Below are 14571 nucleotides of genomic sequence, written 5' to 3'. Positions count from 1 at the left end.
GCATGTCCCCCTGCTCAGCCACAGCGCGTGTGCGGCGAGCGAACCCGCCTCACCCCGTGATCCTCTCCACCGGCAGGCTCGCCGACTGGACGACCGTCGGGCTCCAGGCCGGAACCAGCGACACCGTGTGCGTGGTGACCGTGATCGTGACCTGGTCGGCACTACCGGCGCCCGAGACCAGCGTCCCGCTGAGCCCGACCGTCGTGTTCGCGACGTACAGCCGGGCGGCGGCCTGTCCCTCGGCCAGCGTCCCGCCCTCGGAAGCGGCGATGCGCGCGCCCTCCTCCGCGGCCGCGATGGCGATGGTCTTGCCTTGGTAGTACATCGCCCCCTGCACGAACGCGAACATCAGCGTGAACAGCGCCGGGAGGATGAACACGTACTGGATCGAGGCCGACCCGCGCTCGCTCGGTCCGGAGACCGTCATCCCGGCGGCCGTGCACCGGGAACGCCGGCTCCCGGATCCTCCGGGGCCGGCGCCTCCAGAACGGGGCCCCGACGACATCAGAAGCTCGACGGCGAGATCTTGGCCGACTCCGACTGAACGTAGCTCTTGACCGCCGCCACCACGATCGCGACGATCACGGTCACCGCGACGGCCCACAGGACCTGCTCGATCGTGACGTTTCCTCGCTCGGAGTCACCGGCCACTCGGGCCCGCACGCGATCCGCGGCCCGGAGACCGAACACGTGGAGCGTGGCGAGGACTTGGTGCATCGAAGTGCCCTTTCTATCGCAGTGTCCTACCGGACACATTATGTCGGACGAAACATCAATAGCGCCCAAAACGTCACGTGCCAGCCATCACGCGCAGCAGCGCCGGGGTGATGAGGATGACCATGAACACCACACCGAGCAGCGACATCGGCATGTTGATGCGCTCGCTCGCGGCGTTGGCCAGAGCACGCTCGCCGTTGAGCATCGCCGAGCGCAGCGCCGTGGACCGGGCGCGCAGGTTGTCGTACACCTGCGAGCCCTCTCCGCTCATGCGCATCACGTCGGCCAGGTCGCCGAGTTCAGGAAGCCCGAGCTCGTCGGACAGTTCCTGCAGCGCGTCCCAGGGCGCGACACCGCTCCACCGCGACCGCTGCAGTTCTTCGGCGATCCGCGTGTACACCCAGCTGTCGCCCACCTCGGCGGCGCTCTCCATCGCCTGCCGCGCCCCGGCGCCGCTGAGGCGTTCCAGCGCGACGAGATCGATGTAGACGCCGAGCGCCCGGGCGAACTCCGCCCGCGCCGCGCGCGCGTCACTCCGTGCGTTGATATCGGGAAACGTGAAGAAGACGGCGGCCGCCACGAGCGAGCCCGCAGCGGGGACGACGAACGGGACGGGCAGGCCGATCACGGTGAAGAAGTAGCCGAGCAACGGCGGCAGCACGAGCCCGACCAGTGCGTACAGCACCTTGGTGCCGTAGTGCTGATGCACGGGGACGCGCAGGAGCAGCAGTTCCTTCGTCGGCGTCCGTCCCAGCGCGAAGGCCGGGAAGTGCCGCATCGCCCACAGCCCCATCCCCTCGACCATCCCACTCGCCGCCGGGTTGGCGCGTATCGCGGCCCGCTCCCGCGCCGCCTCGGGCGAGTACCGCCGCACCACGTCGGCCACGTCCGGCGCGTTCGGCACGAGCCGCACCACGAGGAGCGCGATCCCCAGGCCCACGATCGCGCCGCCCACGAGGGCGATCTGCAGTCCGGTGGTCATGAGAGCTTCCCCTCCCGCACCTCGGCACCGAGGAACCGGGGCATCGGCTTGCCCTTCGACATGTTGCGCATCATCACCAGCAGCCCCACGTAGGCAGCGAGATAGGCCGTGAGCAGAATCTGCCCGAGAAGCGAGGCATACGGCGCGATGTAGTCGCCCGTGAACGTCAGCACGCCGAGCACGACGGCGGTGATGATCGTGACCCATCGCGCGGTCGCTCGCGGGCCGGCGCGCTCGGCCTCGATCTCCCGGCGCGCCCGCACGTCGTCAGACACCGATCGCGCCGTCGACTCGAGCACCGAGACCAGGCCCGCCCCGCGGCGTCGTGCGCCGAGGATGAGGCTGGCGGCGACCACGTCACCGGTGGCGTCGTCGATGTCGTCGGCGAAGGCCCGCAAGGCGTCCTCCGTGCTCCACCGCGCTCGCAGGCGTGCCACCAGGGTGGTCACCTCCGGCCGGATCTCGTCGGGCACGGACCTCAGGGTGAGCCGGATCGCCTCTTCCAGCCCCGCACCCACCGTCAGCACGCCGGACAGGTTGCGGATCCACTCCTCGAGGGCCTCCAGGCGCTTGATGGTGCTGCCCGCGTCGCCGGGGTTCAGGAGCAGCGGTAGCCCGACGCCGGCGATCGGCCCGAGCACCAGGGCGATGATCCAGCCTGTGAAGAGATAGACGACGACGCCGCCCACGAGCCCCGCAGCCGCGAAGACCCGTGTCCGGCGGTCCAGTCTCATCAGCCGCGCCACCAGGCGCGACCGGCGCCGGCGCGCGGGCGCGCCGTCGTCCACGGCCACCTTCCGCAGACCGGCGACGACGCCGACGACCCCACCCACCACCAGGGCGCCGGCCAGTGCCGGGAACAACGCGATCACAGGGCACCCGCCTCCTGCCCCTCGGCGGTGAGGAAGCCGGTGAGGTCGAAGCCCCAGTGCTCCAGCTCGCGCAGCTCGTCGGGCAGCGTGCCCGGGACGGCCGGTCCGCCGTGCGGGGCGGAACGGTACACGTGCGTGGTCGCGTACCCCTTGGCGGCCTCACCGGGCGCCACATGGACGATCTCGGAGACGTTCCGGGTCTTGCGCCAGATGCGCGGGTCCTGCCGGTCCTGGCCGGTGCGGAGGGAGATCTGGACCACCAGGTCGATGGTCTCGGACAGCTTGGTGGTCGCGAGCTCCCGGGTGACGTGGGATCCGGCCTCCATCGCGCACGTGACGAGCTTGCGCACCGCAGCCTCGCCGTTCGCGGCGTGCGTGGTGGAGATCGAGCCCGCGCCCGACTCCATCGCCTTGATCATGGCCCACACCTCGGCGCCGCGGACCTCACCGACGATCTGGCGGGACAGGTTGAACCGGAACGAGTCGTAGAGCGCCTCGTCGAGGCCGAACTCGCCGGCCTGCCGTCCGTCCGGTCCGACCTCGCCGGAACCGGGCCGCGCCTCCCAGGCGTGCACGATCTCGTGCACGTCGGGCAGCTCGTGCAGGTGCAGCTCGAACTCGGTCTCGAACGTGCCGATCGCCTCGTGCCGCGGGATCTCCGCGCACAGGGCCCGCACGAGGGTGGTCTTGCCCGCGCCCTGGGGGCCCGCCACCACGATCGACTTGCGGGCCTTGACGGCCGCGCGCAGGAAGCCCGCCTGGTTCGCGCTCAGCATGTCGCGCGCGACCAGGTCGTCCAGTGAGACGCGGCGCAGCCGGTGGCGGCGGATGACCACCGACGGCCGTGCCGTCACCCACGCCGCGGCCGCGAGCCGCGAGCCGCCGTCGAGCCGCATGTGCAGGCGCGGATGGGCGGAGGTGAAGTTGCGCGCGTTGCTCTCCGACCGCTGCGCGACGAAGGCCAGTTCCTCGAGCAGCTCCTTGTCGGACGACGCGACGGGGTCCTTCCGGATCAGTTCCCCGTCGGTCGTCTCGACCCACACGTTCTCGGCGCCGCTGATGATGATGTTCTCGACGGTCTCGTCGTCGATCAGCGGTTGCAGGCGGCCGAGCCCGAACAAGGCGTTGTACGTGGCCGTCTCCAGAGCCTCCTGCTCGTCGTAGCTCCAGGCCTTCTCACCGTCGTGCAGCAGGTCGGCGGCCGCGTCGTCGATGATCGTGCGGATGATCTTCCGCCCGGTCTCCTTGTCCGCGGCGACGTCCTTGCCGCGGTCTTCTCCGAGGCGTTCCACGAGACGCTCGGACGCCTGCGCGCGGAACATCGCCACCTGCTGCCAGTCCACGGGAGCGCCCGACGCAGTGGTCGGCGCGGACGCGGCCCCGTCCGGTCCGGCCGCCCCCAGAGCCGGCTCCGCTTGCGTCGGCGGGGGCTCGGGAAAGGCCGGGGCCAGGAACGACTCGGGTATCGAGGCCAGAGCTCGGGTGTCCGGCCCGTGGGGCACGCCGGCAGGCGCTGCCGGGCCCTGGACGGCCGCCGCCGGGCCGTGCACAGCCCGGTCGGACGGATCCGGGGCCCATGAAGCCGTGTCGTGCGGGGCAAAGGCCGGTGATGCCGGTGCCGGCGACGCGTGCAGGTGCGGTGGTATTGCCGGAGCAGCCCCGGCGGGCTCGGCAGCGGGGCTCGGCAACGACGGAGCATGCGACGTGCCGGGCCGTGGCACGTCTGCCGGCCCAGGCGCCCGGGCCGGAGGCGGAACCGATCCCGGAGGCGGCACCGAGGGCGGCATCCGGCCGGCGTCGGCGACGTGGCCGCTCTCCCGCAGGTGGTCGACGAACCGCGATGTACCGCCCGCCGGAGCGTCCGCGGGTGACGGCCGCCGCGGCTCCGACGTCCGATTCCGTGCTTCGGGGTGCTGCACGTCGGGGCGCCGCGGGGGTGCCTGCTGCGGGCTCTGCCACGGATTGCGCGGGCGGTCCGGCGGGGACTGCGCCTGCGAGGACCGCTGTGACGGCCGCTGCGGTGAGCTGCGCTCCTCGTCGGGTATCCGCCCGGCCAGGGAGTGTGCGCCGGGCCGCTCCCGATGTGCGGGCTCGTCGGGGTGACGCGCCTCCGCACCGGAATGTTGATCCGTCATCGCGTGCTCCTTCCGGCGGCCTCGAGGGCTGCCTGCGAGCGGGCGATGCTGGCCTGGATGCTCTGGACTGCCGCGCGCAAGGACTTGTTCAGGGGCGCCGTGGTGAACTTCCGCGAGCGCCCCGCCCCCTCGGCGTACACCTCGGCCGTGGTGGGATCCCAGGCCAGCGATGCCGTGACCGGCCGGCCCAGAACCTTGGTGACCTCGCCGTTGGGGTACGGCCGTTTCTCACCGATCACCAGGACACCGAGGCTGTCGAGCCCGCCGGTCCTGGAGAAGGATTCGCGCAGTGTCGGCGCCCATGAGCTGGCCGCGACGAGTGCCGGCAGGTTCGTCCGCGTCGCGAGCAGCGCCTGGTCCGCCTGCGTGACGAGCTTCATCGCGAAGCTCTCCAGGCCCAGGCGTCCGGCGTCGACTATCACGTCCTGCCCCGTGCGCTCCAGCGACTTGAACACCGTGGCCAGCGACTCCCAGAGACCGTCGAGCGCTCGCGACTGGTAGTGGTTCAGCGGGCCGGCCAGCAACCGCGCGGGCGACTCGGGGATCGGCGTCAGCATCTTCGGCAGGTCTTCGGCAAGCGTGCCCTGGCGGTGCGAGACCGCGAGGTCGACGACGGTCTGGTCGGTGGGCAGCTGCGCCCCCTTGAGGTAGCCGGCGGGGATGGCGCGCGCCCCGGTCGGGTCGGCATCGACGAGGATCACCGGGCGCGGCCAGGACAGCGCCAGGCCGAGGGCGGACGTCGTGACGCCTGGCGAGCCTCCGGCCGACATCAGCGCGATCAGCGCCATCGGTCAGTCCTCCGTTCCGGCTTCACCCTGGCCTGCGGGCCCTGCGCCCGCCGGCGCCTGGTACTCCAGAACCAGTGCCACGTGTCCGGCTGCCGCGGCGGACGCGACGCGCACCGCCTGATCCGCGGAAACCTCCACGTTGACGAGGGTGTTGCCGGTGACCGTGTCGTCCAGCAGCCCGCGGACGACACCGTCGACCGCCGTCGCGGAGCCCTCGGGGGCGCTGGTCCCCGCAGCCGGATCGTTCGCCGTCGTCACCACCCGCACCTTGTCGCCCAGTGTGATCTGGTCCGCGGGCAGGAGTCCCGCGGCCAGGCTCACGCCGACCACGGACATTCCAGGTCCGGGCACGGCCGCGTCCGAGAGCTGTCCGGGGGTGACCACGCTTCCTGCCGCGATGTCGAGCTGCGCCGCTCTTCCCACCACCTCACCGATCCTTTCGGCCGGGTAGGCCTGGATGGCCGGATCCACGCCCAGCCGGACGGGCACCAGGTCGTCCTCGGCGATGACCTCACCGCGGTACACGGTCTCCCGGACCGTGAGCACCTGGTTCGTGTTCGACGTCGCCGTCCAGGCCCAGGCGCTCGCCAGCCCGCCCACGCAGATGCAGGCCACCGAGAGAGCGATCATCGCCGGACGGCGGCGCATCTTGGGTGCCGGGACGATCTGCGGCTCAGGCGCGACTCCAGGACCTCCTGAACCGCCGCGTTCGGTGCGCGCGCCGGGAGCCGGGGCTGTTGCTGTCATCGGGGGAGATGCCTCTTTCTGGGGTCGCTGGTCCGCGGAGTGGGCACTGGTCGTCGAACCCGGTGCGTTCAGGCGCCGCCTCGCTCATGAGGCAGGGAGTGCGCGGCATGGCCCTTCGTATGCTGTCGGCGCCGGCCGTCCCCCTGGCCTCCGGGCCCAGGGAGACGCTACGACAGTTCTCCCGCAACGTCCACGATAGTAGGACTAATAGTCATTGGGATTGGTTCGTGAATTTCGAACCAGTGAGCAATGCCAGGGAAGTATCTAAGATCCTGACAAAGCGTGGCAAGATACCAACCGCACTCCGACGTCGCGGGGGCTCCGGCCGCCGGATCGACGTCTCCCACCGATCGAAGGGGCCGCGTGCCAGGGGGACTCGACGCCGTGACCTGCGGCGCATGTGGCGCGCGCCTCGGCCAGGGCGGGCACTCGTGTCCGCGCTGCGCCGCTCCACTGACCGGCTTCCGCACGGGGTCCGGCACCCTGCTCACCGGCACCGAGTCCGCCTCGCTCGGATCGCGGTCGGCCGCTCTCGCCGTCGACGCCGCCATCGTCGTGACCGCTTTCCTGACGTCGTGGTCCGCCACCGACCTTGCGGGCGCGACGGGGCTCGGACCCGTTCTGGGCTTCACCACCGCCCTCGTCACGGGAGCCTTGCTGTTGCGGTCGTTCCGGGCCTCGGGGCGCACACCCGGCGCCGTCGTCGGCAGGCTGCGGTATGTCGACGCCTTCTCCGGTACGGCACCCGGTCCCGGCCGATGGCCCGGACAGCAGCTCGATGCCGTCGACCTCACGGTCCGCGACCCGCTCGTCCCGGACGACCCCCTCACTCCTCGACCGGACGCGCCGGAACGCCACCCGGCGTCTCCTCGACCGGGCCAGGACGCTCCGCCACGTCCCGCCCAGCCTCCCCGGCCGGCCCGGTCGCCGCGGCACGACATGCGGTCGACACACCACGAGGCGGTGCCCGCCCACCCCGCGTCCAGCGCCGTCCTCATCTCGGGCGCGGCTCGCATCCATGTCTCGGGCACGGTGCTCGTCGGCCGCGACCCCGAGCCGAATCCTGGCGAACAGGTGGATGTCCTGGTCCCGTTCGGCGACTTCGACCCGTCGATCTCGACCACTCATGCCCATCTGCAGTGGGACGGCGCCATCTGCTGGGTGACCGACCGCAGCTCGACGAACGGAACGAGCGTGACCACTCACGAGGGAACCTGGCAGGTCCCTCCGGGAGCGTCGGCACCGGCGCGACCCGGTGACACCGTCCACCTGGGCAGCCGCCCGTTCACCCTGGTGGTGTCCGGATGACGGACCGACCTCGTCGAACGGTCGAGGGCGACCACCTGTCAGGGGGCCTTGACGTCGGCTCGCACCTGGAGCATCACTGATGGCACGCGACCACGACAAGCAGCTGCTCGAGTCCGTGGCAACCCGCCGCGAACGCCTGCGCGCAGCCTTCCTGCACGGAGACCTGGGTTCGCGGCGCTCGACGCCGGACAACGTGATGCGGCTTGTCGCAAGTGTCGTGCTGGGCGCGGTCGCGTGCGCGGGATGCGCCGGCTTCGCGTTCGTGACGTCACACCTGGAAGTTCGGGTCGACAGCTTGACGGGCACCTCACCCGCACCTGCCTCGCCCGCCTCCGGCCCACTCACCGGTACCACCGACGGAGTCAGCACACCATGAGGTTCACCCGACTGACCGTCGTCGGCACCCGGCGCCGCGGCGACGTCGTCCTCCCCTCCGACGAGGAGCTCGCCGTCCTCCTGCCCGGGCTTCTCGACCTCGTCGAGGAGCCACCGGCGCCCGGCGCCGTCGCGCTGCTGCGGCCCACCGGCGAGCAGCTCGACCTCGCGGTCACGCTCGACGCGCACGACGTCCCGGACGGCGAGGTGCTGCGCGTGGTGCGGGCGGCGGACGCGCCGCCACCGGCGGAGGTCGCGGACGTCACCGAGGTCGCGACGGCGGTGCGTGAGGACGTGCCGGGCCGCTGGGGCAAGCGGTCGCGGCATGCAACGGGCGCAGCGGGCATCGGCGCGCTGGTGGCGGCGGCCGGCCTGGTGACCACGCTCGACTCGCCCGGCCCGGCCCTCGCTCTGGCGCTGATCGCGTCGGCGACGGTGCTGCTGGTCGCAGCGGCGACGGGGCGGGGCCTGGTGGCGCTGGTCACGGGCGCTGCCGCGGCGGGGCTGGGGCCTGCGGTCGGTCTGATGTGCCAGGAACTGACCGGAAGCGCGTCCGGGCTTGTCGTCACGGCAGTCGTGGGATGGCTCGCGCTGGCCGCGGTCGGCGGGCGGAGCCGGGGACCGCTCACAGGTGCCCTGGTCGGGCTGGTCTTGACCTTGCCAGCGGTAGTGCTCGGGTTCGCGGGTGTGCCCGCCGACGCGGTGGCGGGCATCGTCACGCTGGTCGCGATCCTGCTGCTGGGCCTGCTGCCGTCGCTCGCGCTGAGCGCGGCGGGCGTGCACCGGCTCGACGACGACACGCTGGAGGGCCGCACCCACGAAAGGTCCGACGTCGTGCCCGCGCTCGCGACCGCCTACCAGACGATGACCTGGGCGACCGTGGCCGTCGCCACCACGATCGCGGTCACCGTCCCGGTGCTGTTGATCACGCCGGACGCCACGACGCGCACGGTGGCCGGTCTCGCGCTGCTGATCGTCGCCCTCCGGGCACGTCCCATGCCGCTGACCGCGCAGGTGGCCGCCCTGTGGGGAGCGGTGGTACTGGCGGCCGCGGTCGGCGTCGTCCTCGCCGGGCAACGGGACCCGCTGGTCGCGGCGGCCGTGCTGCTGGCGCTGGCCGTGGCGGGCTTCGTCGCCACGGCTCTGCGGCCGAACGCGCAGCAGCGGGCCCGCTGGCGCAGCGTGGGGAACACGATCGAGTTCCTCGCGGTCCTGGCACTGTTCCCCCTGCTGCTCGGCGCCCTGGGCGTGTTCGACCTCATGCTCGGGACGTTCTGATGGCCGCCGCCCTGTCCCGGCTGCTCCGTGCTCTGGGGGACGCGGTGCACGGCACCGGCACCCTGGCGATGCGCGAGGCCGCCGCCGACGACGCCGTCCGTGCGCCGGTGGGCACGAGCCGGCGGCTCACGTTCGTCGCGGCCGACGGCGGCACCGGGACGACGACGACCGCCGCCGCGTGCGCCCGCATCCTGGCCTCGCGTCGCGGCGGCCCGGTCCTGGCGCTGGACGCGGCCGGAGGGGCGTCCGGTCTCGCGGTGCGCTGCGGGGCGGGCGAACTCGTGGAGCTCGGGACACTCACCGACGACGAGCCCGCACGCACCCTGGCGGAGGCATCCGGCCGCCTGCCCCGCGCCCCGCACGGGCTGCGCGTGGCGGGCACGTCCCCATGGCGCGAGCCCGTGTCGGCCTGGACCGGTGCGGTCGGCGCGGTCGGCCGGTTCTTCGAGATCGTGGTGACCGACGCCGGCCGTCGCACCCCGGGCGAGGCCGTGCCCTTCGCCGCGGCGTCGCACGCGGTCGCCGTCGTCGCCCGCACGGACGCGGGGTCCCTCGGGTCCGCCGCCGATCTGGTTCTGCACCTGCGTGAGCAGGCACCGCGAACGCCGGTGGTGCTCGTGGCGGTCGGTGTGGGCGGCCCGCTTCCAGGAGGGGTCGCCGCGGCACCGTGGCCCATCGGTCCGCCTCACGTGGTGCCGCACGACCACGTCGCCGCGGCGTCCCTCGCGACGCCTGTCCCCCAACTGGCGGCACCCACGGTGACAGCCCTGACAGATCTCGCCGCCACACTGCTCACCTGCGCTCGTGCTCATCCCGGGAGGGCAGCATGACCCAGAGGCTCATCCACCGCCCCGCACGCACCACCCTGGTGCCGCAGCCGGAGCCGCCGCGGCCCCTCGCGCCGCCGCCCGCCGTGGGGGGCGGGCCGCGCACCGGATTCCCGCTGCAGTCGCTCCTGCCGGTTCTCGGCGCCGTCTCGTCGATGACGATGATGCTGGTGCTGCGGAACAACCCGGTCATGGTCGTGGTCGCGCTCATGGTGCTCGCCGTGGCTCTGGTCAGCGGCCTCGGCATGGCGCTGTCCCAGCGCGGCAACGCCGCCCGCCAGCGGCGTGACCAGCGAGAGCGCTACCTGGACCACCTGGAGGAGTTACGCGGGGACCTGTACGCCGCCGAGCAGGACGACCGCCGCGAGGCCCACGAGCTCGACCCGGCGCCCAGCGCGCTGCTCGACGTCGTGCGCGATCCGGCCCGACGCTGGGAGCGCCGCCGCTGGGACCCCGACTTCCTGCGGGTCCGGCTCGGCCTCGGCGACGTGCCCCGCCCGCGTCTGTCGCTCCAGGTCACCGAACAGCCCACGGAACCGCCAGACCCGATGCTGCTCGCCGAGGCACGCGGCCTTGCCGACCGGCACGCGCTGCTGCGGCACGTCCCGGTCACGATCCCGCTGGACCACGCCGGAGAGATCTCCGTCGTCGGACCCCGCCGGGACGTGCTGGGCGTGGCGCGGGCCATGATCGCGCAGATAGCCACCTGGCACGCGCCGCAGGACGCCTACTGCGGGCTCGTCGTACCACCCGAGCGGCTGGACGACTGGCAAGGCATCGACCAGCTCCCGCACCTGGTCGACGACGAACGGTTCGACGGGCCCGCGCCGGTGCGCCGGCTCGCGCCCGACCTGCCCTCGATCGTGCGGCTGCTGCGCGGCGACGTGGAGCAGCGCGTCCGACGCGCCGGAGACCGTCGACGCGCTCTGGACCAGCGCCGCGAGTCCCCTGGTCCGCGCGCGGTGGTGTTCGTCGACGACTGGGGACAGATCGCTGCCCCCGTTCCCCTCGAGTCCGGGTTCTCGCTCGCCGAGCTGGACATCACCGTGGTGCACCTGCTGTCGGACCGCCTCCACGAGCCGTCCGAGATCGGCGCACGGGTCACGGTCACGCCGCCGTCGTCCCCCGACACCGACGCCGGAGGGGCCCGGCTGACGGTCGAGCTCTTCGGCCCCTCGGCCGGGCCCCACGGGCCGAAGACCGTGACGGCCGTCTCCGACGCCCCGGCACCCGCCCTGCTGCGCGGTATCGCGCACGCGCTCGCGCCGTTGCGACTGGTCGCGTCGGCGGAGGACGGCCGGGGCGAGGCAGCCACGCGCATCACGACGATGGACGAGTTGCTGGGGATCGGCGAGGCAACCTCCTTCGACCCGCGCACGACCTGGACGCCCCGCGGGCCGCGCGACTTCCTGCGCGTCCCGATCGGGCTCGACGACTCCGGCGCCCCGATCCTCCTCGACCTCAAGGAGGCCGCCCAGCACGGCATGGGTCCCCACGGCCTGTGCGTCGGGGCGACCGGGTCGGGCAAGTCCGAGGTGCTGCGCACGCTGGTCACGGCGCTCGCCGTGGCGCACCCACCGGAGGACCTCACGTTCATCCTGGTGGACTTCAAGGGTGGCGCGGCCTTCTCCCCGTTCGCGACGATCCCGCACACCGTCGGCATCCTCGACAACCTCGCCGACGACCCCGGCCTGATCCAGCGGGCACGGGCGTCGTTCGCGGGCGAGATCCAGCGGCGGCAGCAGGTGCTGAAGGCAGCCGGGTCCCCGTCCGTCACGCACTACCGCGAGCTGCGGCGCGCGAACCCGGACCTGGAACCGTTGCCGCACCTGATGATGGTGATCGACGAGTTCGGCGAGCTGCTCACGGCAGAGCCGGACTTCGTGGACCTGCTCCTGATGATCGGGCGCATCGGCCGGTCGATCGGCGTGCACCTGCTGCTGTCCAGCCAGCGCATCGAGGCGGGCAAGCTGAAGGGCCTGGAGACCTACCTGTCCTACCGGCTGGGCCTGCGCACCTTCTCCGAGTCGGAGTCGCAGGTGGTGCTCGACACGCCCGACGCGTTCCACCTGCCGTCCGTCCCGGGCCACGGCTACCTCAAGGTCGACACCAGCGTGTACCGCAAGTTCCGCGCGGGCTACGTGTCCGGGCCTGTCACCGAACAGCTGCCCGAGCCGGACGCACCCGACGACGAGCTGTACCGGCCCCTGCGGCTCGGGCCGTTCAACGACGTGCGCAAGGCGAACGACATCGCGGCGCCGGTCTCCGCGGCCGGCGAGGAGGAGCGGCTCGACCGCCCGTCCACCGAGACGCCCCTGGTGGAGGTCGTCGGGCGGCGTCTGGCCCGCGCCGCGACGGCGGGGCGCCCGGTGTGGCTGCCGCCGCTGCCCGGACGGATCAGCCTGGGGCAGGTCCTGGGCCGCGCGGAGGTGCCGACCGCGGACGAGCTGCGCGCCGGGGCCGGGCGACGGCGACAGCTGATGATCCCGCTCGGTGTCGTCGACGACCCCGCTGCACAGCGCCAGGACGTCTGGGAACTGGACCTGACCCGGTCCGGCGGGCACGCCGCGGTCATCGGTGCCCCGCAGTCCGGACGTACCACGCTGCTGTGGTCGCTCGCCGCGGGTGTCGCGATGACGCACACCCCCACCGAGGTGGCCGTGTACGGGATGGACCTGGCCGGCGGCGGGCTCGCCCGCGTCGAGGCGTTCGCGCACGTCGGCGGTGTCGCCACCCGTGCCGACCGGAGCCGCCTGGCGCGCCTGGTGGAGGAGCTGCACGGCATGCTCGCCGAGCGGGAGCAGGTGTTCGCGCGGCACCGGATCGACAGCCTGGCGATGCTGCGCGAGCTGCACGCCGCGGGCCGGGTGCCCGAACTGCCCGTGTGCGACGTCGTCCTCCTGATCGACGGCGCCGGCCTGCTGCGCAGCGACTTCGAGGAACTGCAGGACGGCGTGGGCGAGCTCCTGCAGCGCGGCGGCGGGTTCGGCCTGCACGTGGTGTTCGCCGTCGGACGATGGAACGACCTGCGCTCACCCTGGCAGAGCCTGATCGGCACCCGCCTCGAACTCCGGCTCAACGATCCGACGGAGTCCGTCGTCGCACGAAAGCTCGTGGAGACGGTCCGGCCGCACCAGACCGGCCGCGTTCTCACCGACGCGAGCCTGTTCGCACAGGTCGCGCTACCGAAGCTGGGCGCGGTGGAGGACGTTGCCGACGACAGACCCGCGCCGCCCGGGCTCGGGGGGCTCGGTCCGGACCCGGCCGAGGAGGAGGCGGCCCGGCGTCGGGCCGCCGCCGTCGGGAGCGGACTGGACGAGCTGGCCGCGGCGTCCGCGGCGGCGTGGGACGGACCTGCGGCGCCTCGGATCCGGCAGCTGCCGCTGGAGGTGGCCCGGGCCGTGCTCCCCGACCATCTGGAGGAACCGGACCTGGTGCCGTTCGGGGTCCGCGAGGACACGATGGGGCCTGCGCTGCTGGACCTGTCGGGGACGGAGCAGCACCTGCTGGTCTTCGGCGATTCGCGGGCAGGGCGCACGACGGTGCTGCGGACGATCGCCGCCGGGCTCATTGAACGGCACCAGGACTCGGACCGGCTGTCGATCATCGCGTTCGACATGCGTGGTGGCCTCGCAGAGTCCATCCCCGAGCCGTACCTGGGCGCCCACCTGGCGAACCCCGCCACCGCGGCCGGGATCACCCCGGCAATCGTCCAGGAGCTCGATCTGCGGATGGACGAACTGTCCAACGCGCCACGCGGGCAGAAGCCGAGCTTCGCAAGACTGGCCGTCATGGTCGATGACCACGACATGATGGCCGCCGGAGGCAACGACCCGATCACGCCCCTGGTCCCGTACCTGGCCACAGCGCGGGACCTGAACCTGAGCATCGTCCTGGCGCGTCCCGTCGCGGGAGCGGCCGGCGCGATGTTCAGCCAGGTGTTGCAGAGCGTGCAGAACACCGGCGGCAGCGCACTGATCATGTCCGGGGACCCGGCCGAGGGATCCATCGTCGGGGGGATCCGCGCCGCGCCGATGCCACCCGGGCGCGGACGCTGGGTGAGGCGCGGGATGCGACCGGTCCTGGTCCAGGTGGCACATAGTGGGAGGCTCGACGTCCCGGAGGTCGGAGAGGTCCTGTGACGACGGGTTCCCTCGGGCCGGAACTTTGCGTGACAGAGGGGAATGTGATGGGCCAGAAGTTCGATGTGCCGGCCGGCTACGAACTCGCGCCGCGGGACGCTGACGGTGTGCTGAGGCGGGCCGAGGACAGGATTGGGGACTTCACCGCGCTGGCCGATGGCCTCGCCCAGCGCGGCCGGCACGACCAGGGAATCCCGAACCCGGCTGCCGCCGAGGCGATCGGGGATCGAAGGAGTAGTCCATCAATGACCGCCACCACACGACACCGAGGACCCCGACAGCGGACCGCTCTGACAGCCGCCGCCGTAGGCACCATGATGGACAGGTCAGGCACGCCCGTGGAAGTCTCCTGTCGGCAGGATCGTCAGGGCCGTCTCGTGCCCACGTGCGCGGAACACGC

Annotated in this window: 12 protein-coding genes; 5 read left to right on the top strand and 7 right to left on the bottom strand. The window is 72.6% G+C overall.

Going from position 1 to position 14571, the window contains the following annotated elements; genetic code table 11:
- Window positions 1-49: 49 nt before the first annotated feature.
- From HGK34_RS00875 to HGK34_RS00845, 7 genes are all read right to left on the bottom strand, one after another.
- The gene (locus tag HGK34_RS00875) at window positions 50-427 is read right to left on the bottom strand and encodes a TadE/TadG family type IV pilus assembly protein (protein WP_201844671.1); all 378 of its coding nucleotides are present in this window, start codon (window positions 425-427) and stop codon (window positions 50-52) included.
- 77 nt (window positions 428-504) lie between these two features.
- Window positions 505-717, bottom strand: a complete 213-nt coding sequence (locus HGK34_RS00870) for a hypothetical protein (protein ID WP_201844670.1) — start codon at window positions 715-717, stop codon at window positions 505-507.
- A 73-nt stretch (window positions 718-790) separates the two neighbouring features.
- Window positions 791-1699 carry a type II secretion system F family protein gene (locus HGK34_RS00865; protein WP_201844669.1) on the bottom strand — a complete coding sequence of 303 codons (909 nt, stop codon included), beginning with the start codon at window positions 1697-1699 and terminating at the stop codon, window positions 791-793.
- On the bottom strand, window positions 1696-2571 hold the full coding sequence (locus tag HGK34_RS00860; protein WP_201844668.1) for a type II secretion system F family protein: 876 nt from the start codon (window positions 2569-2571) through the stop codon (window positions 1696-1698). The genes HGK34_RS00865 and HGK34_RS00860 overlap by 4 nt, the downstream gene beginning before the upstream one ends.
- Window positions 2568-3914: a TadA family conjugal transfer-associated ATPase gene (locus HGK34_RS00855; RefSeq protein ID WP_307815614.1), complete on the bottom strand. Its 1347-nt coding sequence runs from the start codon at window positions 3912-3914 to the stop codon at window positions 2568-2570. The genes HGK34_RS00860 and HGK34_RS00855 overlap by 4 nt, the downstream gene beginning before the upstream one ends.
- Window positions 3915-4702: 788 nt before the next feature.
- Window positions 4703-5494, bottom strand: coding sequence for a P-loop NTPase family protein (locus tag HGK34_RS00850; RefSeq protein WP_201844667.1), 792 nt, complete (start codon window positions 5492-5494; stop codon window positions 4703-4705).
- Between the two features lie 3 nt (window positions 5495-5497).
- On the bottom strand, window positions 5498-6124 hold the full coding sequence (locus HGK34_RS00845) for an SAF domain-containing protein (RefSeq protein WP_201844666.1): 627 nt from the start codon (window positions 6122-6124) through the stop codon (window positions 5498-5500).
- 480 nt (window positions 6125-6604) lie between these two features.
- On the opposite strand from HGK34_RS00845, the gene HGK34_RS23395 reads away from it, so the two are divergent.
- The 5 genes from HGK34_RS23395 to eccCa all read left to right on the top strand — a co-directional run bounded on the left by HGK34_RS23395 (window position 6605) and on the right by eccCa (window position 14171).
- Entirely contained in the window at window positions 6605-7549 is a 945-nt protein-coding gene (locus HGK34_RS23395) for an FHA domain-containing protein (protein WP_201844665.1), read from the top strand.
- A gap of 79 nt (window positions 7550-7628) precedes the next feature.
- A complete protein-coding gene (locus tag HGK34_RS00835; protein ID WP_201844664.1) occupies window positions 7629-7925 on the top strand; it encodes a hypothetical protein in 297 nt (98 codons plus the stop codon).
- Window positions 7922-9202: an EsaB/YukD family protein gene (locus tag HGK34_RS00830; protein WP_201844663.1), complete on the top strand. Its 1281-nt coding sequence runs from the start codon at window positions 7922-7924 to the stop codon at window positions 9200-9202. Before HGK34_RS00835 ends, HGK34_RS00830 begins: the two co-directional genes overlap by 4 nt.
- Window positions 9202-10032, top strand: a complete 831-nt coding sequence (locus HGK34_RS00825) for a hypothetical protein (RefSeq protein ID WP_201844662.1) — start codon at window positions 9202-9204, stop codon at window positions 10030-10032. Before HGK34_RS00830 ends, HGK34_RS00825 begins: the two co-directional genes overlap by 1 nt.
- Entirely contained in the window at window positions 10029-14171 is a 4143-nt protein-coding gene (gene eccCa, locus HGK34_RS00820; RefSeq protein WP_201844661.1) for a type VII secretion protein EccCa, read from the top strand. Before HGK34_RS00825 ends, eccCa begins: the two co-directional genes overlap by 4 nt.
- The last annotated feature ends 400 nt before the right edge of the window (window positions 14172-14571 follow it).

It is taken from the genome of Myceligenerans indicum, assembly GCF_016742955.1.
GTDB classification, from domain to species: Bacteria; Actinomycetota; Actinomycetes; order Actinomycetales; family Cellulomonadaceae; genus Myceligenerans; species Myceligenerans indicum.
Note: the sequence above shows the minus strand (reverse complement) of the source record. Positions and strands in the feature narration are given on the sequence as shown.